The 24,037-nt window shown below is 51.6% G+C and carries 26 protein-coding genes and 1 riboswitch; of the genes, 14 read left to right on the top strand and 12 right to left on the bottom strand.

Annotated elements, in window-relative coordinates; all coding sequences use genetic code 11:
• Positions 1–93: 93 nt before the first annotated feature.
• The 4 genes from ACH0WD_RS08455 (at position 94) to htpX (ending at position 4,518) form a co-directional block, all read left to right on the top strand.
• The gene (locus tag ACH0WD_RS08455; protein ID WP_001518229.1) at positions 94–591 is read left to right on the top strand and encodes a GAF domain-containing protein; all 498 of its coding nucleotides are present in this window, start codon (positions 94–96) and stop codon (positions 589–591) included.
• A gap of 97 nt (positions 592–688) precedes the next feature.
• Positions 689–1,375 carry an RNA chaperone ProQ gene (gene proQ, locus ACH0WD_RS08450; protein WP_000431401.1) on the top strand — a complete coding sequence of 229 codons (687 nt, stop codon included), beginning with the start codon at positions 689–691 and terminating at the stop codon, positions 1,373–1,375.
• 19 nt (positions 1,376–1,394) lie between these two features.
• Positions 1,395–3,443, top strand: coding sequence for a carboxy terminal-processing peptidase (prc, locus tag ACH0WD_RS08445; protein ID WP_001091237.1), 2,049 nt, complete (start codon positions 1,395–1,397; stop codon positions 3,441–3,443).
• A gap of 193 nt (positions 3,444–3,636) precedes the next feature.
• Positions 3,637–4,518, top strand: coding sequence for a protease HtpX (gene htpX, locus ACH0WD_RS08440; protein ID WP_000984498.1), 882 nt, complete (start codon positions 3,637–3,639; stop codon positions 4,516–4,518).
• A gap of 47 nt (positions 4,519–4,565) precedes the next feature.
• Here htpX and ACH0WD_RS08435 read toward each other — a convergent pair whose 3' ends face one another.
• The gene (locus ACH0WD_RS08435; RefSeq protein ID WP_000416128.1) at positions 4,566–5,939 is read right to left on the bottom strand and encodes an MFS transporter; all 1,374 of its coding nucleotides are present in this window, start codon (positions 5,937–5,939) and stop codon (positions 4,566–4,568) included.
• 175 nt (positions 5,940–6,114) lie between these two features.
• Between ACH0WD_RS08435 and kdgR the strand changes: the two genes are divergently transcribed.
• The gene (gene kdgR, locus ACH0WD_RS08430; RefSeq protein WP_001262195.1) at positions 6,115–6,906 is read left to right on the top strand and encodes a DNA-binding transcriptional regulator KdgR; all 792 of its coding nucleotides are present in this window, start codon (positions 6,115–6,117) and stop codon (positions 6,904–6,906) included.
• A 211-nt stretch (positions 6,907–7,117) separates the two neighbouring features.
• On the opposite strand, the gene yobH is transcribed toward kdgR, so the two are convergent.
• Positions 7,118–7,357 carry an invasion protein YobH gene (yobH, locus tag ACH0WD_RS08425; RefSeq protein ID WP_001236777.1) on the bottom strand — a complete coding sequence of 80 codons (240 nt, stop codon included), beginning with the start codon at positions 7,355–7,357 and terminating at the stop codon, positions 7,118–7,120.
• A 157-nt stretch (positions 7,358–7,514) separates the two neighbouring features.
• On the opposite strand from yobH, the gene mgrB reads away from it, so the two are divergent.
• From mgrB to rlmA, 6 genes are all read left to right on the top strand, one after another.
• On the top strand, positions 7,515–7,658 hold the full coding sequence (mgrB, locus tag ACH0WD_RS08420; protein ID WP_000714547.1) for a PhoP/PhoQ regulator MgrB: 144 nt from the start codon (positions 7,515–7,517) through the stop codon (positions 7,656–7,658).
• Positions 7,659–7,728: 70 nt separating this feature from the next.
• Entirely contained in the window at positions 7,729–8,016 is a 288-nt protein-coding gene (locus ACH0WD_RS08415) for a YebO family protein (RefSeq protein ID WP_001000660.1), read from the top strand.
• Between the two features lie 648 nt (positions 8,017–8,664).
• A complete protein-coding gene (locus ACH0WD_RS08410) occupies positions 8,665–8,808 on the top strand; it encodes a DUF2627 domain-containing protein (protein ID WP_001537930.1) in 144 nt (47 codons plus the stop codon).
• A gap of 12 nt (positions 8,809–8,820) precedes the next feature.
• Positions 8,821–9,030: a transcription antiterminator/RNA stability regulator CspE gene (gene cspE, locus ACH0WD_RS08405; RefSeq protein ID WP_001062678.1), complete on the top strand. Its 210-nt coding sequence runs from the start codon at positions 8,821–8,823 to the stop codon at positions 9,028–9,030.
• Positions 9,031–9,249: 219 nt separating this feature from the next.
• A complete protein-coding gene (gene ftsI, locus ACH0WD_RS08400; protein ID WP_000730307.1) occupies positions 9,250–10,995 on the top strand; it encodes a peptidoglycan glycosyltransferase FtsI in 1,746 nt (581 codons plus the stop codon).
• Positions 10,996–11,060: 65 nt separating this feature from the next.
• A complete protein-coding gene (gene rlmA / locus ACH0WD_RS08395; protein WP_000010924.1) occupies positions 11,061–11,870 on the top strand; it encodes a 23S rRNA (guanine(745)-N(1))-methyltransferase in 810 nt (269 codons plus the stop codon).
• Here the strand turns inward: rlmA and mntP are convergent.
• The 5 genes from mntP to manX form a co-directional block, all read right to left on the bottom strand.
• Positions 11,867–12,433 carry a manganese efflux pump MntP gene (mntP, locus tag ACH0WD_RS08390; RefSeq protein WP_001518359.1) on the bottom strand — a complete coding sequence of 189 codons (567 nt, stop codon included), beginning with the start codon at positions 12,431–12,433 and terminating at the stop codon, positions 11,867–11,869. The genes rlmA and mntP overlap by 4 nt on opposite strands.
• A 111-nt stretch (positions 12,434–12,544) precedes the next feature.
• Positions 12,545–12,646: riboswitch (yybP-ykoY riboswitch) on the bottom strand.
• Between the two features lie 196 nt (positions 12,647–12,842).
• Positions 12,843–13,301 carry a DUF986 family protein gene (locus ACH0WD_RS08385; protein WP_000156286.1) on the bottom strand — a complete coding sequence of 153 codons (459 nt, stop codon included), beginning with the start codon at positions 13,299–13,301 and terminating at the stop codon, positions 12,843–12,845.
• 58 nt (positions 13,302–13,359) lie between these two features.
• Complete coding sequence (locus ACH0WD_RS08380) at positions 13,360–14,211, bottom strand: PTS mannose transporter subunit IID (protein ID WP_001518647.1); 852 nt, start codon at positions 14,209–14,211, stop codon at positions 13,360–13,362.
• Between the two features lie 12 nt (positions 14,212–14,223).
• Complete coding sequence (gene manY / locus ACH0WD_RS08375) at positions 14,224–15,024, bottom strand: PTS mannose transporter subunit IIC (protein ID WP_000406918.1); 801 nt, start codon at positions 15,022–15,024, stop codon at positions 14,224–14,226.
• A gap of 52 nt (positions 15,025–15,076) precedes the next feature.
• Positions 15,077–16,045 (bottom strand): PTS mannose transporter subunit IIAB, encoded by a 969-nt coding sequence (gene manX, locus ACH0WD_RS08370; protein ID WP_000150523.1) that lies wholly within the window; start codon positions 16,043–16,045, stop codon positions 15,077–15,079.
• A 152-nt stretch (positions 16,046–16,197) separates the two neighbouring features.
• Between manX and ACH0WD_RS08365 the strand changes: the two genes are divergently transcribed.
• On the top strand, positions 16,198–16,530 hold the full coding sequence (locus ACH0WD_RS08365) for a protein YoaL (RefSeq protein ID WP_011233029.1): 333 nt from the start codon (positions 16,198–16,200) through the stop codon (positions 16,528–16,530).
• Complete coding sequence (yoaE, locus tag ACH0WD_RS08360) at positions 16,518–18,077, top strand: CNNM family cation transport protein YoaE (RefSeq protein WP_000421815.1); 1,560 nt, start codon at positions 16,518–16,520, stop codon at positions 18,075–18,077. The genes ACH0WD_RS08365 and yoaE overlap by 13 nt, the downstream gene beginning before the upstream one ends.
• 21 nt (positions 18,078–18,098) lie before the next feature.
• Here the strand turns inward: yoaE and ACH0WD_RS08355 are convergent, their stop codons facing one another.
• From ACH0WD_RS08355 to pabB, 4 genes are all read right to left on the bottom strand, one after another.
• The gene (locus ACH0WD_RS08355) at positions 18,099–19,700 is read right to left on the bottom strand and encodes an EAL domain-containing protein (protein ID WP_001192519.1); all 1,602 of its coding nucleotides are present in this window, start codon (positions 19,698–19,700) and stop codon (positions 18,099–18,101) included.
• A 137-nt stretch (positions 19,701–19,837) separates the two neighbouring features.
• A complete protein-coding gene (gene sdaA / locus ACH0WD_RS08350; protein WP_000624277.1) occupies positions 19,838–21,202 on the bottom strand; it encodes an L-serine ammonia-lyase in 1,365 nt (454 codons plus the stop codon).
• A gap of 263 nt (positions 21,203–21,465) precedes the next feature.
• Positions 21,466–22,044: a CoA pyrophosphatase gene (locus tag ACH0WD_RS08345; protein ID WP_000381531.1), complete on the bottom strand. Its 579-nt coding sequence runs from the start codon at positions 22,042–22,044 to the stop codon at positions 21,466–21,468.
• A gap of 3 nt (positions 22,045–22,047) precedes the next feature.
• Positions 22,048–23,412, bottom strand: coding sequence for an aminodeoxychorismate synthase component 1 (gene pabB, locus ACH0WD_RS08340; RefSeq protein WP_000978463.1), 1,365 nt, complete (start codon positions 23,410–23,412; stop codon positions 22,048–22,050).
• An 80-nt stretch (positions 23,413–23,492) separates the two neighbouring features.
• Between pabB and ACH0WD_RS08335 the strand changes: the two genes are divergently transcribed.
• Positions 23,493–23,672 (top strand): YoaH family protein, encoded by a 180-nt coding sequence (locus tag ACH0WD_RS08335; protein ID WP_000457328.1) that lies wholly within the window; start codon positions 23,493–23,495, stop codon positions 23,670–23,672.
• A 5-nt stretch (positions 23,673–23,677) separates the two neighbouring features.
• On the opposite strand, the gene ACH0WD_RS08330 is transcribed toward ACH0WD_RS08335, so the two are convergent.
• Positions 23,678–24,022 (bottom strand): RidA family protein, encoded by a 345-nt coding sequence (locus ACH0WD_RS08330; protein ID WP_000029550.1) that lies wholly within the window; start codon positions 24,020–24,022, stop codon positions 23,678–23,680.
• Between the last annotated feature and the right edge of the window lie 15 nt (positions 24,023–24,037).

The raw sequence follows: 24,037 nt of genomic DNA, 5'->3' as shown, positions 1-24,037 counted from the left end.
TAACTCATGACAGGAATAATCTTGAGCAAGAACGCATTTAATGCTTATTTTAATAGCCTGTGTTTAGGAGTAAGACCACGAAGTGATTATATAATGAGCAAAACAGAACTATACGCGGCGTTAAACCGCGATTTTCAGTCGTTAATGGCAGGTGAAACCAGCTTTCTGGCCACGCTGGCGAATACCAGCGCGCTACTGTTCGAACGTCTTACCGAGGTGAACTGGGCAGGGTTTTATCTCCTCGAAGGCGATACGCTGGTGTTGGGGCCGTTTCAGGGGCGAATCGCCTGTGTGCGGATTCCGGTTGGTCGCGGCGTGTGCGGCGCAGCGGTAGCGCAGAATAAGGTTCAACGTATTGATGATGTTCATGCGTTTGACGGCCATATTGCCTGTGATGCCGCCAGCAACGCCGAAATTGTGCTGCCTGTCACGGTTGGCGAACGGATTATCGGCGTGCTGGATATAGATAGCACGGCGTTTGGCCGTTTTACCGAAGAAGATGAACACGGCCTGCGTACGCTGGTCGCACAGCTTGAAACCGTGCTTGCAACGACGGATTACAAAAAATTCTTTGCGAGCGTCGCAGGATAATCAACGGATAACGTAGCAATTACTGATGGCGTCATTATAATGACGCCTGTTCATGCCTGCTGCTTGTTGGCTACGTCCGTTGTAATCAGGAAATTTCATGGAAAATCAACCTAAGTTGAATAGCAGTAAAGAAGTTATCGCGTTTCTGGCCGAGCGTTTTCCTCACTGTTTTAGTGCGGAAGGCGAAGCTCGCCCGCTGAAAATTGGTATTTTTCAGGATCTGGTAGAGCGAGTTGGGGGCGAAATGAACCTCAGCAAAACGCAACTTCGTTCCGCTTTACGTCTTTATACTTCAAGCTGGCGTTACCTGTACGGCGTTAAGCCGGGCGCAACGCGCGTCGACCTTGATGGCAATCCGTGCGGCGAGCTGGAAGAACAGCATGTCGAACATGCGCGTAAGCAGCTTGAAGAAGCCAAAGCCCGTGTTCAGGCGCAGCGCGCAGAGCAGCAAGCGAAAAAACGCGAAGCTGCCGCGGCGGCTGGCGAAAAAGAAGACGCGCCGCGACGCGAGCGTAAACCTCGCCCGGTAGCGCGTCGTAAAGAAGGCGCTGAACGTAAACCTCGCGCTGATAAACCGACGACGAAAGCGCCGCGTGCGCCTCGCGAAGAGAAGCACACGCCGGTTTCTGATATTTCAGTATTGACCGTAGGGCAGTCCCTCAAGGTGAAAGCGGGTAATAATGCGATGGATGCCACCGTATTAGAAATCACCAAAGATGGTGTCCGTGTACAGCTGAATTCGGGTATGTCTTTGATTGTACGCGCAGAACACCTGGTGTTCTGAAACGGAGGCCAGGCCTGGCATGAACACTTTTTTTAGGCTTACCGCGTTAGCTGGCCTGCTTGCATTAGCAGGCCAGTCCTTCGCCGTGGAAGATATTACGCGTGCCGATCAAATTCCCGTACTAAAGGAAGAGACGCAACATGCGACGGTGAGCGAGCGAGTAACGTCGCGTTTTACCCGCTCCCACTATCGCCAGTTCGATCTGGATGAGGCATTTTCGGCAAAGATTTTTGATCGCTATCTGAATCTTCTCGACTATAGCCACAACGTTTTGTTGGCGAGCGATGTCGAGCAGTTTGCGAAAAAGAAAACCGTGTTGGGCGATGAGCTGCGCACGGGTAAGCTGGATGTTTTTTACGATCTTTATAACCTGGCGCAAAAGCGCCGGTTTGAACGTTACCAGTACGCGCTAAAAGTGCTGGAACGGCCAATGGATTTCACCGGAAACGATACGTTTAACCTGGACCGCAGTAAAGCGCCCTGGCCTAAAGATGAGGCTGAGCTAAATGCGCTGTGGGATGGTAAAGTGAAATTCGATGAGCTCAGTCTGAAACTCACCGGCAAGAGCGACAAAGAAATTCGCGAAACGCTAACGCGTCGCTACAAATTCGCTATTCGTCGCCTGGCGCAGACCAACAGTGAAGATGTGTTCTCGCTGGCGATGACCGCTTTTGCGCGTGAAATCGACCCACATACAAATTATCTTTCTCCCCGCAATACCGAGCAGTTTAATACCGAAATGAGCCTGTCTCTGGAAGGTATCGGCGCGGTGCTGCAAATGGATGACGATTATACTGTCATTAACTCATTGGTTGCCGGCGGCCCGGCAGCGAAGAGCAAGTCGATTAGCGTCGGCGATCGTATCGTCGGCGTAGGGCAAGCTGGAAAACCGATGGTCGACGTCATTGGCTGGCGTCTTGACGATGTGGTGGCGCTGATCAAAGGGCCAAAAGGCAGCAAGGTTCGACTGGAAATACTGCCGGCTGGCAAAGGGACGAAAACGCGTATTATCACGCTGACGCGTGAACGGATTCGTCTTGAAGATCGCGCGGTTAAAATGTCGGTGAAAACCGTCGGCAAGGAAAAAGTTGGCGTACTGGATATTCCAGGCTTCTATGTTGGCTTGACCGATGATGTCAAAGTTCAGCTTCAGAAGCTGGAAAAACAGAACGTTAACAGCATCGTTATCGATCTGCGTTCAAACGGCGGTGGGGCGCTGACGGAAGCCGTTTCGCTTTCCGGTCTGTTTATCCCTTCTGGTCCGATAGTTCAGGTGCGCGACAATAACGGCAAAGTGCGTGAGGATAGCGACACCGACGGCGTGGTCTACTACAAAGGCCCGCTGGTGGTGCTGGTCGATCGTTTCAGTGCCTCGGCATCGGAAATCTTTGCTGCCGCGATGCAGGATTATGGTCGCGCGCTGATTGTCGGTGAGCCGACCTTCGGTAAAGGGACGGTACAGCAATATCGTTCGCTAAACCGAATTTACGATCAGATGCTTCGCCCGGAATGGCCTGCGCTGGGTTCGGTGCAGTACACCATTCAGAAGTTTTACCGTGTCAACGGCGGTAGTACGCAGCGTAAAGGGGTCACGCCGGATATCATCATGCCGACTGGCAATGAAGAGACGGAAACCGGAGAAAAATTTGAAGATAACGCCTTGCCGTGGGATAGCATTGATGCGGCGAAATACGTGAAATCGGACGATTTGGCCCCGTTTGGCCCGGAATTATTGAAAGAACACAACGCGCGTATCGCCAAAGATCCTGAGTTTCAGTACATCATGAAGGATATTGCACGTTTCAATGCCATGAAGGATAAGCGCAACATCGTCTCTCTGAATTATGCGCAGCGTGAGAAAGAGAACAATGAAGAAGACGCTCTGCGTCTGGCGCGTATTAACGATCGGTTTAAACGTGAGGGTAAACCGTTGCTGAAGAAACTGGACGATCTGCCAAAGGATTACCAGGAGCCGGACCCGTACCTTGATGAAACGGTGAAGATTGCTCTGGACCTGGCGCATCTTGAAAAAGAAAAACCAGCGGAGCAGGCGGCAGCCAATAAGTAACGCTAAACAGGCACAAAAAATTGTGCCTGTTTTTTTTTAACAAGCGCAGAAGTCGTCAGGATAATGCTACAAAATGTAAAGTTGTGTTTTTCTCGTGACTTACCGCCTGGTGATGCTTGAAAATAGCCATAAGACCCATACGATGTGGGTAATCGCATAGTGCGCTTTGTTAAATTGAGGTTAAAAGAAAATTATGATGCGAATCGCGCTCTTCCTGCTGACGAACCTGGCCGTGATGGTCGTTTTCGGGCTGGTTCTGAGCCTGACAGGGATACAGTCGAGCAGCGTGCAAGGCTTGCTGATCATGGCGCTGCTGTTTGGTTTTGGCGGTTCTTTTATTTCATTGCTGATGTCCAAATGGATGGCGTTAAAATCCGTAGGAGGGGAAGTTATTGAACAGCCTCGCAATGAAAGAGAACGCTGGTTGATGAACACCGTAGCAACGCAAGCGCGCCAGGCCGGTATCGCCATGCCGCAGGTTGCTATCTACCATGCGCCGGACATTAACGCGTTTGCGACGGGCGCACGCCGTGACGCCTCATTGGTCGCTGTGAGCACCGGTTTGTTGCAAAACATGAGCCCTGACGAAGCGGAAGCCGTCATTGCGCATGAAATCAGCCATATTGCCAATGGCGATATGGTGACGATGACGTTGATTCAGGGGGTGGTTAACACCTTCGTTATCTTTATTTCGCGCATTATCGCGCAAATTGCTGCTGGTTTTCTGGGCGGCAACCGCGATGAAGGCGAAGGAAGTAACGGTAATCCGCTAATCTATTTCGCCGTTGCGACGGTGCTGGAACTGGTCTTCGGTATTCTGGCGAGCATCATCACCATGTGGTTCTCCCGTTACCGTGAGTTTCATGCCGATGCGGGATCGGCGAAGCTGGTAGGCCGTGAAAAAATGATTGCCGCGTTGCAGCGCCTGAAAACCAGCTACGAGCCGCAAGAAGCGACCAGCATGATGGCGTTTTGTATTAACGGTAAATCGAAATCGTTAAGCGAGCTGTTTATGACGCACCCACCGCTGGATAAACGCATCGAAGCGCTGCGTAGCGGCGAGTACCTGAAATAATAAGCCCACTGGCAAGTATGAAAAGCGCGTCGAATGACGCGCTTTTTTTACGCCTGAACGCGTGGTTGCGTAATACGTAAACCGCTCACCACCGCCGCGAGAGTCGCCAGGATCGCCGCCGCAAGCAGCGAAAGATGCGTACCGCTATCGCCAAACTGGTTCAACATCAGCGCTACCAGCGCGGCGCCAGTACTTTGGCCTAACAGTCGCGCCGTGCCCAGCATCCCGCTGGCGCCACCGCTGCGCTCACGCGGCGCGGAAGTGATAATGGTGTGATTATTCGGCGACTGGAACAGGCCAAACCCTGCGCCACAAAGGATCATTGGCCAGATAATATTCAGATCGGAGGGGGAGGCTGGCAACATGACCAGCGCAAACAACCCGGCTGCCATTATCACCATTCCCAGCGCCCCTAGCAAACCGGCATGAAGACGTTCTATCAGGTATCCCGCCAGCGGCGCCATCACCATCGTTGCCAGCGGCCAGGGCGTCAATAACAGGCCGGTTTCTACTTCGCTACGGCCCAGCACGGTTTGCAGATAAAAAGGTAGCGAGACCATGGCTAACATTTGCGCGCAGAACGAGCAAATTGACGTGCCGATCGAGAGTGAAAAAAGCGGAATTCGTAACAAGTCGATGGGTAACAAAGGGACGGGCAAAGAAAGCTGGCGGCGCACGAAGAAAAACCCGACCACGACCAGAACGAGCAGCTCTGCGCCAATCAACGTTAGCGACTGTCCCTGGGCAAATCCGCTCAATGCGGTAATCAGCAGGCCAAATGTGAGCGCATTCATTACCGCGCTCGGTAAGTCAAAGCGCGGCTTAGTGTCATGGGCGATGTTTGCTGGTAAAAAGCGGATGGCCAGAATTAACGCGATGATACCTAACGGGACATTAATCAGAAACAGCCATTTCCATGATGAGATGGATAAAATCGCCGCGGCGATCGTCGGACCCGCGGCGGAAGAGACTGCGACGATAAAAGAGTTAATTCCCATACCTCGTCCCAGATGACGCTGGGGGTAGATAAGACGAATCAGCGCCGTGTTTACGCTCATTAGCGCCGCGCCGCCAAATCCCTGCGCGATGCGCGCCAGCGTCAGCATCTGCAGCGAGTCTGAAAGCGCGCAAAACAATGATGAAAGCAGAAATACCACTAAACCACATTTATAGATCCGGTGATAACCAAACATGTCGCCTAAAAAAGACAGGGAAAGCAGTGAGACGACAATGGCGATTTGGTACGCATTGACAATCCAGATAGAGCTGGCAGGGGAGGCATGTAAATCAGTCGCAATGGTTGGCAGTGCGACATTAGCGATTGCGCCATCCAGAACCGCCATCGAAATACCGATAATAATCGTCAGGATAGCGCCGTATCTCTGCGGGAGGGGCAGGCCATCGGCCCGTGTTTTTTCCATAAGTATTTTGTAATAAGGGGAATTATGAGCTGAATAATAATGTTAGCATTAATACTGAGTTGTTATGTCGCAGATTTGTAACGAAGTAAGCAAAGATGGATTGCGGGCGACCTGGCGTGAAATTATAATAAAAACTCGTTCTGAATTTTATAAAACGCTCGTAATGAGGTGATAAATGGCAAACGCAGATCTGGATAAGCAGCCTGATTCTGTATCTTCTGTGCTGAAAGTTTTCGGCATTCTGCAGGCGCTGGGTGAAGAGCGTGAAATAGGGATTACCGAGCTATCGCAGCGCGTCATGATGTCGAAAAGCACCGTTTATCGCTTTTTGCAAACCATGAAAACGCTGGGCTACGTGGCTCAGGAGGGGGAGTCTGAAAAATACTCTCTGACGCTAAAGCTGTTTGAGCTGGGCGCGCGAGCGTTGCAAAATGTTGATCTCATCCGCAGTGCGGACATTCAGATGCGCGAACTGTCTCGTCTGACAAAAGAAACTATCCATCTTGGCGCGCTGGATGAAGACAGCATTGTCTATATCCATAAAATTGACTCTATGTACAATCTGCGGATGTACTCACGTATTGGGCGTCGTAATCCGCTGTACAGTACGGCCATCGGTAAAGTGCTTCTGGCCTGGCGCGACCGTGATGAGGTTAAGCAGATTCTCGACGGCGTAGAGTATAAGCAAAGCACTGGACGCACGATTACCAGCACTGAAGCGTTGCTGCCGCTGTTGGATGAAGTGCGTGCGCAAGGCTACGGTGAAGATAACGAAGAACAGGAAGAAGGGTTACGTTGTATCGGCGTACCGGTATTTGACCGTTTTGGCGTAGTCATCGCAGGGTTAAGCATTTCGTTCCCGACGCTGCGTTTTTCAGAAGAACGCCTACAGGAATATGTGGCTATGTTACACGCCGCCGCGCGTAAAATTTCTGAACAAATGGGTTACAACGATTATCCCTTCTAAGCAACGTTATTAGCATGACGTTAAAAAAAAGCAGCTACGAAAAATGTAGCTGCTTTTTTTATAACATCGGGTGGGATGAAATCGTAAAAGTAGATAATATCTGTCGGCTTATTTAACGGTTATTAAAATATTATTTAACAGTACTTATGAACAACAGCCAATATAGGAGAATTATTGGTGATAGTTTCACTGTGAAATTATTTATTGCCGCTTAGCCATTATCCACCACGGTGGCGATTTTTCTGAAAATGGGACAGTCGGAAAAGCCAATAATGCCGCTGTTGGTATGGAGATATTGCGCCGTGCTGGTGCCGCGTGCGGTCAGGTAATGGCACTGTAAACCCAGCCCCGCAGCGTTCACTTTACTTCCCACCAGGATGCCATAGCCGCTCATCAGCAGGCCTATCCACACCAGGGCAAACAATACAATTGCGCGAATGATCAAACGCATTACTACCTCTTTTCTTTTTTAGTTAGAATAAGAGTAGCGTGTACATTGATTGAAACAAGTGAATCATTCCTAAAAACATATAATGCCGCTACAGTTACTCCTGGTTTAAGTAACTCATGATAATTTAGCGACATAAGATGTAAGATCGGAGAGTGGAGTGAAAAAATTTCGATGGGTCGTTCTCGGCATCGTGGTGGTAGTATGCCTGTTGCTGTGGGCGCAGGTGTTTAATATCATGTGCGATCAGGATGTACAATTTTTCAGCGGTATTTGCGCCATCAATAAATTTATTCCCTGGTAAACGTTTTACACCAGAGATTTCCTTCCCGTGTAGCAGTGGTAGAATGACGTCTCTACATCGAGGTGGTGAAATGAACGACGTTTTAAACTCTGGTGCGTTTTCTCTTGCATCTTTAATAGTATCAATGGTGGTTCTGGTGGTGGGGCTGGCGCTCTGGTTCTTTGTCAACCGGGCAAGTTCCCGTGCCAACGAGCAGATAGAACTGCTCGAAGCGTTATTGGATCAACAGAAGCGGCAAAACGCGTTGTTACGCCGCCTTTGCGAAGCAAACGAACCAGAAAAAGAAGCGGAACCCGCAACAGCGGCAAGCGAACCGAAAGAGGATGAGGACATCATTCGTCTGGTTGCAGAACGATAATGCTTACCGGGGCGCAAATGGCGCCAGTGCCATACGCCCCATTTCCCCGTCGGATCTCTCCGCGTTGCCGTTTGCAACTGATACTACAGCATCAACACCTTACATAATATATGGCTTTATATGCAACATAGTTTTATATGTATAACAAATGGACATATGGCATTTTTGTGATACTGCTCATTCTCTATTAAAAGCGAAACGTTTCTCTCTCTTTATGGATTGTCATTGTTTGTTCATTATTTTAAGGCATTCTGTAAAGACGCAGAACATCACAAAAAGCGGTGTCGAAAATCGCTTTTCTTTTCTATTATTTTGATTAAAAGGTGTTTTTTATCATTGTGACAATTTATGCATAACTCAGCATAAAAAGTGATATGAAAAATACAGCTTTTAAATGTGATTTGATGCACTGGAAGAAGCGAAGTTATTGAGCTATGGTAGAAAAATGGCTTTTCAGCAGTGACGTTGTCAGGAGTCCGTCAGCGCGTGAGGATATATCTTTCGCAATTTTGTTGCATAAACGTGCTGTCAATTTGTGAAGGTTCTCGTAATTTGTGCGACGGATCGAGACACGTTTAAAAATGGCTTGCCATAATTAACGTTGTATGTGATAACAGGCTTTGGGTTAAACGAGGTACAGTTCTGTTTATGTGTGGCATTTTCAGTAAAGAAGTCCTGAGTAAACACGTTGACGTTGAATACCGCTTCTCTGCCGAACCTTATATTAGTGCCTCAAGCAGTAATGTCTCAGTTTTATCTATGTTATGCCTACGGGCAAAGAAAACACTCTAAGGAATTTTGCAAATGGCAAAGATTAAAGGTCAAGTTAAGTGGTTCAACGAATCCAAAGGTTTTGGCTTCATTACTCCGGCTGACGGCAGCAAAGATGTGTTCGTACACTTCTCCGCTATCCAGGGCAATGGTTTCAAAACTCTGGCTGAAGGCCAGAACGTTGAGTTCGAAATTCAGGACGGCCAGAAAGGTCCGGCTGCTGTTAACGTAACAGCTATCTGATCGACACCACTGATTTGATGCGTTTGTCGCGTCAGCCTCAGATATAAAGCCTCGCTAAAAGCGGGGCTTTTTAATTCAATATCCTTCAAAATGTGTCTGGATGCGCTCTCGTTAGCGATTTGTTGCAAAGGCGCGAGGTTATTAGCATTGTTTTTTCTGGTTTTTCCGTCCGTTTCCCGTTAAATCAATCACCTGAAAAATGATTCGGCTGGAGATCAGGTGAAAAAGAAAAGCGACGGCGATACCCGTAATTTTGCGCCCATACGTTTTGCACTACTTTGCACTGCCATTCTGCTCAGTATGGCATTGTTGTTAGGGCGGGTGGCATGGCTGCAAATTGTTACGCCGTCGAAACTGGTGAAACAAGAAGATATGCGCTCGCTTCGTGAAGTGACCACGGCCTCTCCACGCGGCATGATCACCGACAGAGAAGGGCGGCCCTTAGCGGTGAGCGTTCCGGTTAATGCTGTCTGGGCCGATCCGAAGACTATCATAAGCAAAGGCGGCGTTGGCTACAATGAGCGCTGGCAGGCGCTGGCCAGCGCCTTACATCTGTCTCTCAGTACGCTTGCGGAACGGGTAAACAGTAACCCGGCAGGCCGTTTTATCTACCTTGCGCGCCAGGTTTCACCCCAGCAAGCCGAATGGATAGATAAACTGAATCTACCGGGTATTAACCTGCGGGAAGAGTCGCGCCGTTTTTACCCTGCCGGACACGTAGCGGCCAATTTGATCGGCTTTACCAATATCGACGGGCAGGGAATAGAAGGTATTGAAAAAAGCTTTAACGCGCAACTGACGGGAAAACCGGGCTCCCGACTGGTGCGTAAAGATAAATTTGGTCACGTTATTGAGAACATTACGGAAGTGAATCCGGTTCCTGCTCATGAACTTCAGCTTAGCATTGATGAACGTCTGCAAACGGTTACCGAAGATGCGCTGGATAACGCCGTCATCTGGAACAAAGCGGAATCCGGCGCTGCCGTATTGATTAACATCCCAACGGGTGAAATTCTCTCGATGGCGAGCTACCCGGATTTCAACCCGAACAACCGTGAAGGCGCGCAGTTGGACGATTTTCGTAACCGCGCGATTAGCGACACTTTCGAACCCGGTTCTACTGTGAAGCCATTGGTCATTATGACTGCGTTACAGCAGGGTATCGTGCAACCGGACAGCGTTATCGATACCCATCCTTTTACTCTCGATGGACACCGTATCCGCGACGTCGGTTACTATCCGGAACTGACATTAACCGGCATTTTGCAAAAATCCAGCGATACCGGCGTTTCTCACCTTTCTCTGGCGATGCCGGTGCAGAAATTAATGGATACTTATAAAAGCTTTGGTTTCGGCGTGCCTACCGGACTGGGTCTCACCGGAGAGAGCAGCGGGTTATTACCGAAACGCCGTTACTGGAGTGATTTAGATCGCGCTACCTTCGCTTTTGGCTATGGATTAATGGTGACGCCGCTGCAACTGGCGCATGTTTATGCCACGATTGGCAGCTTTGGTATCTACCGTCCGTTATCGATCACCAAAGTTGATCCGCCCGTGATCGGCACGCGGGTAATGCCTGAAGAACTGGTGCACGAGGTGGAACATATGATGGAGAGCGTCGCGTTGCCTGGCGGCGGCGGAACAAAAGCCGCAGTAAGAGACTACCGTATTGCGGTCAAAACCGGGACGGCGAAAAAAATTGGCGATGATGGTAAATACGTCGATAAGTATGTGGCATATACCGCAGGCGTCGCGCCGGCAAGTAACCCCAGGTTTGCGCTGGTGGTGGTGATTAATAATCCACAAAATGGGGCTTATTATGGCGGCGCGGTATCTGCGCCCGTCTTCAGCCAGATCATGGGCGATGTGCTGCGGCTGGAAAATGTTGAGCCAGACGGTATGCCAGCCGATTCAGATCACCTTCTGGTGATGCATGGCAGCCACGTTGCGGTTCCGGGCTCGTAAAGGATTTTCCCGGGGCGCAATTCGCGTTACACTTGCGCCCTTTAGCGCCCCAGTCCGGAGTTGTCATGTCGTTTACCTGTCCGCTTTGCCATCAGCCGCTTACGCAGATTAATAACAGCGTTATATGTCCACAGCGCCATCAGTTTGATGTGGCGAAAGAGGGCTACATCAATCTGCTGCCGGTACAGCATAAACGTTCGCGCGATCCGGGCGACAGCGCCGAAATGATGCAGGCGAGGAGAGCGTTTCTTGATGCGGGCCATTATCAGCCGCTGCGCGATGCGGTGATTAACCTGTTGCGCGAGCGGCTGGATCAGTCGGCCACGGCGATTCTGGATATCGGCTGCGGCGAGGGGTATTACACTCATGCTTTTGCCGAGGCGTTGCCGGGAGTTACCACGTTTGGACTGGACGTTGCTAAAACGGCGATCAAAGCGGCGGCGAAGCGCTATTCGCAGGTGAAGTTTTGTGTGGCGTCAAGCCATCGACTGCCCTTTGCCGATGCGTCAATGGATGCGGTGATCAGAATCTACGCCCCGTGTAAGGCGCAGGAATTGGCGCGCGTGGTGAAACCTGGTGGTTGGGTCGTTACCGCCACGCCGGGACCGCATCATCTGATGGAACTAAAAGGGCTCATTTATGATGAGGTGCGTTTACATGCGCCGTATACCGAGCAGCTCGACGGATTCACATTGCAGCAGAGTACCCGCCTTGCTTATCACATGCAGCTCACCGCCGAAGCGGCTGTAGCACTGTTGCAAATGACGCCATTTGCCTGGCGCGCCAGGCCAGAAGTGTGGGAACAACTGGCCGCCAGCGCCGGACTTAGCTGCCAGACGGATTTCAACCTTCATCTCTGGCAGCGTAACCGTTAACCGTGAAAATGCGTCCAGAGGATCTGGACGCCAATTCCTATCAGTACGACCCCGCCGAGAATTTCAGCACGCTTACCCAGCATTGGGCCGATAAAGCGACCGATCATCATCCCGAGGGTGGACATGATAAGCGTGGCGCAACCGATAGCCAATGCGGTTGCGATGATGTTTACCTGCAAAAACGCCAGACCGACGCCAACCGCCATCGCATCGAGGCTGGTCGCGATAGCCGTCGTGACTAATAGCCAAAAGCTGTGGCGACGTAACGGTGTTTCATCTTCATCGCTACCGCCGCGGATACCTTCGATGATCATGCGTCCGCCCAGAAAGATCAGCAGAACAAAGGCTATCCAGTGGTTCCATTCCAGAACGAATTTACTCGCCAATATCCCCAGCCCCCAGCCGATTAACGGGGTCAGCGTTTCAACCGCGCCAAAGATAAGACCGGTACGCAACGCTTCTGAGAATTTGGGTTTATGTAGGGTGGCGCCTTTGCCAATTGATGCCGCGAAAGCATCCATCGACATGCCGAAAGCGAGAAGAACAGTAGCAGTAAAGTGCATGACAGCGTCCTGACCGGGGTATCCATTAAACACATCACTGCCCCCAGCAAACATGCATGTCGCCATTCTGTGACGAAATACACAGCAGTTGATGCGCCTATGGTCTCGCCTGACCAGCGGCGGCTGGTCCGTACGCGCCACGTTTTGCAACGAGTATGTTGACGCGTACATTTCCGGAGTCTGGAAATCGGCTACTCCCCAATTGACGGCGCAACATTAACATATTTTTAGAATATAAAACAACAGCGATAAAATATTATTTGCCTTCTAATTGAAAACGATTTTCATTTAGATTCATTCATCAATAAAACGTTAAATTAAATAACAATTGGCCAATAGAAAATATAGCCTTAGCTATATTATGATTCGAAATAAAATTCGAAAAACATAGTTGAGGCTATATCTTAGATTATTGATTTTCAATAAGAAGTTTATATATTTTTTCCAGATCGTTGATATTGCGTACACGGATAAGCAAGCGTCGTTGTTCTAATTGCATCACCAGTACGCCGTCTTCCGATAAATTCATCTCTTTAATACGGTTATATTCTATCCAGACATTGGCGAAGAAAAAGCCACGTTGTTTAAAGATGATCCGTGGCGTGCGGATCCAGAATATATAAAACCCCATTAACGCCAGCGCGCTTAATAACCATGTGGTCATCTGCGCTCCGTGGCTGGTTACGTTGTTATAAATAAGGATGGCGACCAGCCCAACAAAGATAACGCTGTCTACGCGACCACGGCGGAGCAGGGCTATAGAAAGCAGAGTGGGGCCATTGCGACGGGGCATGATGAACTGATCGTAGAGAGCGTAAGCCAATAATGCGGCAATAAAGAGAATCAGCACCAGGTCCGTGATAGTCATTTATCCTCCAGAGAAATAAAAAAACGGGGCCGTTTGGCCCCGGTAGTGTACAACAGCCTTACTGGCCCAGCAGTCCTACGGAGTAGCCGGCGATACCAATGACGAAGAAGCCCACGATAATCCACAGCGGGTTAACTTTCTTACGCAGCAGCCACATACAGGCAAAGGTCAACAGTAGCGGAACCAGACCCGGCATCAGCTGGTCGAGAATGGTTTGCACGGTGGTAACGCGTGTCTGACCATCCTGACCAGTGATGGTGGAAACCACCAGCGGGATATTCACATGCGTCCACTTGTTAACCAATGCCCCCATGACAAACAGGCCGAGGATTGACGCCCCCTCAGTCAGTTTTTGCAGGAAGCCGCCGCCCATATCCTTAACGATATCGACGCCTTTGCGGTAGCCATAAGCCACGCCATAATAACGGGTCGCCAGACGCACCAGGTTAAACAGGATGAAAAACAGCAGCGGACCAAGCAGGCTGCCGCTCATTGCAATACCTGCGCCCAGCGCCGCGAATACCGGACGGACGGTACCCCAGAAGATAGGGTCGCCGACGCCTGCCAGCGGTCCCATCAGACCGACTTTGATACCGTTGATAGCGCCATCGTCAATCTCTGCACCGTTCGCACGCTTTTCTTCCATTGCCAGGGTCACGCCCAGTACCGGCGCCGCAACGTAAGGATGAGTGTTAAAGAACTCCAGGTGACGTTTAATCGCCTGTTTACGCGCGTCATTATTCTCCGGATACAGGCGACGAATCGCCGGCACCATAGAGAAGCAGAAGCCCAGCGCTTGCATACGTTCGAAGTTCCATGACCCCTGGAACAGGTTAGAACGAAGAAATACGCCGCGAATATCGCTCGGAGTGAGTTTTTTCTCGGTGGTAGTTTTAGTCATATCAACCATTTCGCTCACCTGTTAGTCCAGTTCGTTATCGAGATCGTTATTGCCAGCAGCCGCTGCAGGCGCGCCCGCTACACGGTTGTATTTCGGGCTCAGCTGGATGTAAAGAATAGCCATCACTGCGCCGATGACACCCAGTGCGACCAGGTTGAAGTTTGTGAAAGCCGCGGTGACGAAACCGAGGTAGAAGAACGGCATCAGGTAGCCTGCGCGCATCATGTTGATAACCATCGCATAACCAACCACGACGATCATGCCGCCGGCGATGTTCAGACCGCCTGTGACGACTTCAGGAATCGCATTCAGCATTCCCTGTACTTCGCTGGTGCCTACGGAGATGGCAACGATAACCGCCGGGATAGCGATACGCATTGCCTGCAGGAACAGAGAAGAAACGTGCAGCCAGGAGAGCGCCGTCAGGTTGCCGTTTTCAGCCGCCTTGTCCGCCGCGTGCTGGAATGCCACGGTGATGGTACGAACGATAATGGTCAGTACCTGGCCTGCCGCCGCCAGCGGAATCGCCAGCGCGATACCGGCGCCAATGCTTTGATGCCCGGCGATGACCAGAACGGTAGAGATGATGGACGCCAGTGCGGCATCAGGCGCAACGGCAGCACCGATGTTCATCCAGCCCAGAGCGATCATTTCCAGAGTACCGCCGATGATAATACCGGTTTTCATGTCCCCCAAAACGGCGCCGATTAAGGTACAGGCGATCAGCGGACGGTGGAACTGAAATTCATCAAGTACCGACTCCATACCTGCGATACATGCGACGATGAACACCAGCACAATCTGAAGAGTGGTAATCTCCATTGTACTTCTCCTATTGCTATCTTAAGTGTGAAAGCTAATTAAATGCCGGCGGTTATTTCGCCACTTTGGCAATTAAATCCATCATTTTCAGTTTCGGATCGGTGGAAACTTTACGCACCTCAAGCTCGATGCCGCGCTCGTTGAGCTTTTTAAAGGCTTCGATATCCTTTTCATCGACGGAAACGGCGTTGTTCACCTGCGTTTTACCTTGACGATAGGCCATACCGCCAATGTTCACGGAAGTGACTTTCACGCCGCCCTCAACGATGCGCTCGACGTCGGTAGGATTGGTAAACAGAAGCATCACGCGTTCACCGGCGTATTTCGGGTTATTGTAGACGCGAATCATCTTCGCGACGTCAACCACATGCGCCGTAACGCCCGGCGGCGCAACTTGCGTCAGCAGCGTTTTACGTACGGTATCCGCCGCGACTTCATCGCTCACAACAATAATACGGCTGACATTGGTCTCTTTGGTCCAGCGGGTAGCGACCTGACCGTGAATGAGGCGGTCATCAATACGGGCAAGCCCGATAACCATATAATCATTCGGGCCCATCGGTTTTGCCGGCGTGGCCGCTTTTGGCGCGGCGGCGACTGGCGCTGGCGCGGCTTTTTCTACCGGTTTCGCTTTCAGCGCTTTTACGCCTTCACGACCGGTTTCTACCGCCAGTGCGACCAGCTCATCAAAGCTCGGATCGTCGTCACGAGCCATAAACGTTTCGACCAGCATCGGGATGTTGACGCCGGCAATAACTTCATAGCGCTCTTTATCGACGACAATGCGGCTGGCAGCATTAAACGGGCTGCCTCCCCATGTATCAACGAGAAATAGCACGCCTTTACTGGTATCGAGTTTAGCCAACTGAGCGTTGTACTTTTCGATCAGCGTTTCGGCATTTTCGCCTGGAACGAAATCGATCCAGCCGACGTTTTCCTGCTCGCCTAACAGCATTTCGGCTGTTTTAAGTAACTGCTCTGCAGCCCAACCATGTGTGCCTATAACAATAGCAATGGTCACTTGCTACCTCCTTTATTATTGTCAACACATCAACTTGACAGATGTATTTTTTGAATCGCCGTCCGCAAGCGAATCGATTCAGATGAGGGTTACAACGAAAAACGCATGATTTTCGTGAATTATTTTAGATATCGAAAAAAATATTTTGTGTGATGGAGATCCGTAATTTTGTTTTCGATAATGAGAAATTTCGAAGTGTAAAATATCCCGGTTACATCTCTTTGCAAAGGAAGGTAAATCTTTGCCAAAAACCAGTTGTCTCTGTTATGTTTAGCTTCCGTTTAATTAGAATGGGGTATAGGGCAGCAGCCCGTTGTATGGATCGTCACCGACGTCATTTCACTCTTTGGCCGTTTTGCGCCTGTCAATCTGGCATATCTTGCCATAGCCTTACTTTGTTTATTGCGTTACCGCCTGCATCCTTTGAGATGTTGTGGGCGCCGTTTAGTCATTCCTTAAGCAGGAGCTTGTCATGGAATTATTAATGGATCCCTCAATTTGGGTGGGTTTACTCACGCTCGTCGTCCTGGAAATTGTCCTGGGTATCGATAACCTGGTCTTTATCGCGATCCTCGCCGATAAATTGCCGCCAAAGCAGCGTGACAAAGCGCGTCTTATCGGGCTCTCGCTGGCGCTGATTATGCGTCTGGCGCTGCTGTCCATTATTTCGTGGCTGGTGACCTTAACAAAGCCGCTCTTTACCGTCTGGGATTTTACCTTCTCCGGCCGCGATTTAATTATGCTGCTGGGCGGTATATTCCTGCTGTTTAAAGCGACCACCGAGCTGCATGAACGTCTGGAAAACCGCGAGCATGACACCGGACACGGTAAAGGCTATGCGAGCTTCTGGGTGGTAGTCACGCAGATTGTCATCCTGGATGCGGTCTTCTCGCTGGACGCCGTGATTACGGCGGTAGGTATGGTAAACCATCTGCCGGTTATGATGGCGGCGGTGGTGATTGCGATGGCGGTGATGCTACTGGCGTCAAAACCGCTGACCCGTTTTGTCAACCAGCATCCGACGGTGGTGGTGCTCTGTCTGAGTTTCCTGCTGATGATCGGCTTGAGCCTGGTGGCGGAAGGGTTCGGTTTCCATATTCCGAAAGGCTACCTGTACGCGGCAATTGGTTTCTCGATCGTTATCGAGGTGTTTAACCAGATTGCGCGCCGCAACTTTATTCGTCATCAGTCCACGTTGCCGCTGCGCGCGCGTACTGCGGACGCTATCCTGCGTCTGATGGGCGGTAAACGTCAGGCAAGTACGCAACATGAGACGGATAGCCCGGCCGCGATATCGGTGTCGGAAGGCGCCTTCGCCGAAGAAGAACGCTACATGATTAACGGCGTACTGACTCTGGCGTCGCGCTCCCTGCGCGGCATTATGACGCCGCGAGGCGAAATTAGTTGGGTGGATGCGAATCTCAGCGTAGCTGAAATCCGTCAGCAGTTACTCTCTTCTCCGCATAGCCTGTTCCCGGTATGTCGGGGCGAGCTGGATGAAATTATCGGTATCGTTCGCGCGAAAGAGTTGCTGGTGGCGCTGGAAGAGGGAGCGGACGTTGCGGCTATCGCCGCGTCTTCCCCGGCGATAGTGGTGCCGGAAACGCTTGATCCTATCAATCTGTTAGGCGTTTTGCGTCGCGCGCGCGGCAGTTTCGTTATCGTCACTAACGAGTTCGGCGTGGTGCAGGGGCTGGTTACGCCGCTGGATGTGCTGGAAGCGATTGCCGGTGAGTTCCCGGATGCCGATGAAACGCCGGAAATCGTTGCCGATGCCGAGGGCTGGATAGTGAAGGGCGGCACCGATCTTCATGCGTTACAGCAGGCGCTGGAAGTTGACCATCTGGTGAACGAAGAGGGCGATATTGCGACGGTCGCGGGGTTAGTGATCGCCGCTAATGGCCATATTCCTCGTGTAGGCGATGTCATTGATGTTCCGCCCCTGCGGATCACCATTGTCGAGGCCAACGACTACCGTGTCGATCTGGTTCGGATTGTTAAAGAACAGCCTGCCCACGACGAAGAGGAATAACGTCACACGCAGGAATCAAGTCTATAGATGCGGCATCGCGGACATAATCTGTCCGTTATGCCGGGCGGGCGGCGGCGCGCTGCCCGCCAGCCACTGTGGAAATTCGCTAATGGGCATCGGCTTCGCATAGAGATAGCCCTGTAACATTTGCACGCCATGCTGGCGCAAATGCTGTGCTTGCGTCTGGTTTTCGACCCCTTCCGCCACCAGTTCAATATTCAGTCTCTGCCCCAGCGCGATAATAATATCGGTCACCGTTGAATTGACCGCATCGGTACCGATGGCGGCGGTGAAGGATTTATCGATTTTCAAAATATCCGGCCGCAGTTTTTCCAACCAGGAGAGCGAGCTGTTTCCTGTGCCAAAATCATCGATGGCTAACTTGACGCCTTTACGATGCAACTCGCGCATCAGGCGGTAATCAACGTCAAGCAACGCGTCGCGTTCCGTGAGCTCCAGCACCAGTTGCTGAACAGGTTCCGCACTAAACCAGTACTGATTAAGATCCTTGAGAAGCACGCCGTGTCGGAAATGGCTTGCCGCCACATTGATGCCGATATGAAACTGATGGTTGATGGGGAAGTAGTGCCGCTGCCGAATGGTTTCCGCAATCACATAGCGGGTCAGCGGCGCTATCAGGTTATGCTCCTCGGCGATAGGAATAAAAACATCCGGTGAGATCCAGCCCTGGCGCGGGTTGTTCCAGCGTAACAGGATCTCAACGCCGGTACACTGCTGCGTGCGGGCATTAAGCAACGGCTGACAAAATAGCTCAAACTCCCGTTCGGCAAGGGCCAGATTAATCTCCCAGGAAAAGCTCATTCTGCTGGCCGTCGCCAGCCAGGCGATATAACCGATCAACAGGCTAAGCAATACGGCCAGCGGTAACTGTGTCGGGAGATGTTTGAACGCCAGTACGCCTGCCGACGGCCCGCTGACGCTGATAGTAAAAGGGAAATGCCGCGATGAAAGCTGGTAACGCTCTTCATCTTTTTTTAATTCTGGAAGAGTATCGACCACGCCCCGACCATATAACAGGTGCCGTTTGCCGACCGTCAGGCTGGCGCTGGTAATTTGCGGCTGCTGTGGCTCAAGTAGCATGGTCGCCAGCAAGTCAATATTCACAATTTCCATCACGCCATCCTGGCCATCGGCAGAGGCGGGATACCACTGAATGAGGATCGGGCTTCCCTTGAGTAACGATTGATCCGTGGAAAGTAGCAGCAGATCGCCAGCTGCGGGAAGATCGGGTTGAAGCTGGCGTATGGGAGTATTACGGGCGCCAAAAATGCTTGAGCAGTAGAGAATTCCCTCTTTTACCAGCCCGATAGAACGAATGGTTTGCAGGCGGGCGGCTTGCTTACGCAACGGCAAATGCGCGGTCGCGCACGGAAGCTCAAGCAAGGGTAGCAGTATGTTTCGTCCGACCAGGAGAGGATGCAGCACATTATCCAGCGCATCAACGGCATGATTCGCAAATGCAACCGTGCGATGGTGATTTAAGTTCCGCTCCGAAATAAATCGGATGCTCAGCGTAAGAATGAGCGTGACCAGTGCACAAATCGTGCAAACAATGAAACGATTACGGCGATAATGATTGATGATCCGTTGTGCTGTTTGCATGCGGGCCGCCCAATAAGCGTTGGCGACAAAAGCCAACCGCGACACAGCAAGTGTAGTGGGGAAACGTGGAGTCGACGAGGAAGAGATAAAAATTTCGCCCATCCGTAGCAGATGGGCGAAGGGAGGGGAAACGGCGTTTAATCACACTGGACTTTAATGGCCAGCCCGCCGCGCGACGTTTCGCGGTATTTTGCGTTCATGTCTTTTCCGGTCTCGTACATCGTTTCGATGACTTTATCCAGCGAGACGCGCGGCGCGCTGGTTCGACGCATGGCCATACGCGCAGCGTTAATCGCTTTAACCGAAGCAATGGCGTTACGCTCGATACACGGCACCTGCACCTGACCGGCAACCGGGTCGCAGGTCAGCCCCAGGTTATGCTCCATGCCGATTTCAGCGGCAACGCAAACCTGTTCCGGGCTGGCGCCCAACAGTTCAGCAAGGCCTGCCGCCGCCATCGAACAGGCGACCCCGACTTCACCCTGACAGCCGACTTCCGCGCCGGAAATAGACGCGTTCATCTTATACAGCGCGCCAATAGCGCCTGCCGCCAGGAAGTAGCGGGTGTAAATATCTGGGCTGACAGACTCAATAAAATGGTCGTAGTAAGCCAGTACCGCAGGCACGATGCCGCACGCGCCGTTGGTTGGCGCCGTCACGACGCGACCACCTGCGGCGTTCTCTTCGTTCACCGCCAGAGCAAACATGTTCACCCAGTCAATGACGTTCATCGGATCGCTGGAAAGCTTATCGCTGGAAACCAGCATACGACGCAGCGCGGAGGCGCGACGCGGTACGCGCAGCGGCCCCGGCAGAACGCCTTCGGTATTCATACCGCGATCAATACAGGCCTGCATGGTTTGCCAGACGTGACCGAAATACTCTTCAATCTCTTTCTTGCTATGCAGCGCCAGTTCGTTTTGCATCACCATGCCGGAGAGTGAAAGGCCGGTGCTGTTGCAATACTCCAGCATTTCTTTCGCCGATTTAAACGGATAAGGTACAGTAACCTCATTCGTCGCTTCCTGGCCGAAATGCTCTTCATCAACGATAAAGCCGCCGCCGATGGAATAGTACGTCTTGCTATAAATGACCGTGTCGTCATGCCAGGCGTGGATCTGCATCCCGTTTTCATGCAGCGGCAAATTGCCGTTGTGAAAACGCATTCCGTCATCTTTCGGGAAGTCGACTTCGTGACGTCCCTGGGCCAGTAACAGACGCTCGCGCGTTTCGACGTCGCGAATAAAACCGGGGATACTATCAATATCCACGGTAGCGGGTTCATTACCCGCCAGACCCATAATAATGGCGATATCGGTATGGTGACCTTTCCCCGTCAGCGACAGCGAGCCGTAGACATCGACAGCGACGCGGGTAACGTTATCCAGTAATCCTTTTTCGACCAGGTCATCGACGAACTGTTTACCGGCCTTCATCGGGCCAACAGTGTGGGAAGAGGAGGGACCAATCCCTACCTTAAACATGTCGAATAGGCTAATCACGATAATACTCCTGACAGGGCAACCGGGGCTTCCGGTTACGATGTTATAACTGCGCATAGTGTAAGAGGGAACGCTGGCATCAGCTTAACTATTCACATGAATTAAACTAATGAATAACCGCGTTTTTACTAATATTGCGACAGTAATCTCAAGTCGTGTCTTGCGCGCGTAAAGTTAAGTATATACACGTTGCCCTTCAGGCTGCCTCTTTGGGGGAGGCGATTGTTACCGCCTTGAGGCAACGTGAATGGCGTTGTGTACAGTCAGGGCTTTACGCCGATTTGCAGCGCCAGCTCACGAAGAATGTTTGCGGTCATGCCCCAAACGAAATAATGCTCATACCAGGAGAGCCATACGCGGTGCGAATTGCCGCGACGGTAAACATCAAGCGGATGATATCGACCCAGTTGCAACGCTTGCGCCAGCGGCATTTCAAACACCGCAGACACTTCGTCTTCACTGGCGCGCCAGGGGAGATTTGGCGGAATAATGCCGACCACCGGGGTGACCTGAAAACCGGTCACGCTGTCTACCGGCGGTAAAACGCCAATCACTTCCACGGCTTGCGGCGGGATGGCGACTTCCTCCTGCGCTTCGCGAAGCGCTGCGGCGATAAGCGAAGCATCGGTACTGTCCACGGCCCCGCCGGGAAAGGCGACCTGTCCGGCGTGTTTGCGCAAATGAATAGCCCGCTGGGTCAACAGCAGCCCCGGTTGGGGGCGGCGAACCACAGGGATCAGTACGGCGGCCTGACGTTGGTTTAACGTTTCATGAGTTATCTGCGGGCGCAAAAGCTGAAAGCGCGATAAGAAATGATCGAGCGTCAGACGGCTGGTATCCACGTATTAGTTCTCCAGTGGGTGCAGGATACGATTAACTTTATCAAAAGTTTCCTGATATTCCGCTTCTTCCTTGCTATCGGCCACGATACCGCCGCCGGCTGAGCAATAGAGTTTGCCCTGCGTTGCCGTGACGGTGCGGATAGTAATACTGGTATCCATCTTGCCGCAGAAACTCAGATAACCGATGCTACCGCACCAGGCGTTGCGTCGCTGCGGCTCCAGTTCGTCGATAATTTCCATTGCCCGCACTTTAGGCGCGCCGGTAATGGAGCCGCCGGGGAAAGCCGCGCGCAGCAGGTCGGTAGCATGAAGCGAGTCCGGTAAACGGGCGGTAATGGTGCTAACCAGATGGTGAACGGCAGGAAATGGTTCGACGACGAACAGTTCCGGCACTTTCACCGAACCAGGTACGGCGACCCGGCCAATATCGTTACGCATCAAATCGACGATCATCAAATTTTCAGCGCGATCTTTCATTGAGTTGGCCAGTTTCTGCGCCTGCTGACGATCCGCCTGCGGATCGTTAAGCCGTGGAAGCGTACCTTTGATCGGGCGCGTCTGGATATGACCATTCTCCAGTTGGATAAAACGCTCGGGAGAAAGGCTCAATATGGCGCCGTCATGTAAACGAAGAAAGGCGCTGAACGGGGCGCGATTTGCGCGGTTAAGGCGTTCGAATGCCTGCCATTCATCACCCTCGTAGCTCGCCTGAAAACGCTGGGAAAGATTGACCTGATAGCAGTCCCCGCTGTGCAGCCAGGCCTGCACCTGACGAAACTTCTCGCCATACTCGCAACGCGTCATATTGGATTGCCAGGCCGAGGTAAGCCTGAAGGGCGTTCGGGTTGGCGCGCGCTGGCTGGTGAGCCAGCGATATCGGGCGTCTGCATCGTGATAGCTTATCAGCGACACCACCTGTTTTTGGTGATCGACAATCAGCGCCCAGTCGTAAAGGCCAATCGCCATATCGGGTAAAGCGATATCGCGCGCGGCAGTATCGGGCAAAATTTCGAAACGCCGCCCTAAATCATAACCAAACAGACCCAGCGCGCCGCCCTGAAAGGGTAAGTCAGGGTCAGGCTGAGGATGAAAAGGCAGCGCCTCCAGTTGAGTCTGCAAAACGTGTAACGGATCGTCGAGAGTGACGGTAGTCGTGCGCGCAGTACATACCGTGGTTTCCTGCGCGCGCGTGGTCAGTGTGGTGACAGGATCGGCGACCAGAATATCAAAGCGGTTATAGGGATGAATAGCATCACCTGAATGCAGCAGCATCGCCCAGGGCAAATGGTTTACGGGCGCAAAATAGTGTTCAGCGGCGTCCGGACGCCAGGGTAAGGTGATAACAGTGGGAGATAACGTCTTCATCATTCCTGACTCGTTACAACACTACTGGCTTACCGCCGGGTAGCGTGAAATAATTAGCGCTAACAATTTAGCAGGAGTTAATCATGTTTGCAGGTTTACCTTCACTCAGTCATGAACAACAGCAAAAAGCCGTAGAACGTATCCAGGAATTGATGTCGCAAGGTATGAGCAGCGGAGAAGCGATTGCCCAGGTGGCGGGCGAACTTCGCGCCAACCATACCGGCGAACGGATAGTGGCGCGTTTTGAGGATGAAGACGAATAACCGGCTTATACCGCCGCGACAATCTTAATCTCAACTTTATATTTCGGGTTCATCAACCCGGCCTGTACGGTACAGCGTACCGGCGCATGGCCTGCGACGACCCACGCATCCCACGCCTTATTCATGGCGGCAAAATCCGCTTTATCGCTCAGGAAAATAGTGGCATCCAGAATACGTGACTTACTGGAGCCCTGTTTTTCCAGCACCGCATCAATTTGCGCCAGAGTATTCGCCGTTTGCTCAAAAGCATCGGCGTCCAGGTTTTCCGGCACGCCGGTATACCACAGCGTATTATTGTAGATCACCACGTCTGACCAACGATCTTCGGCATCAATACGCACGATAGACATTACTTATTCCTCATT

Origin of the sequence: Salmonella sp. 2020_1395 (genome assembly GCF_043848115.1) — a bacterium.
Classification (GTDB): Bacteria; Pseudomonadota; Gammaproteobacteria; order Enterobacterales; family Enterobacteriaceae; genus Salmonella; species Salmonella enterica.
Note: the sequence above shows the minus strand (reverse complement) of the source record. Positions and strands in the feature narration are given on the sequence as shown.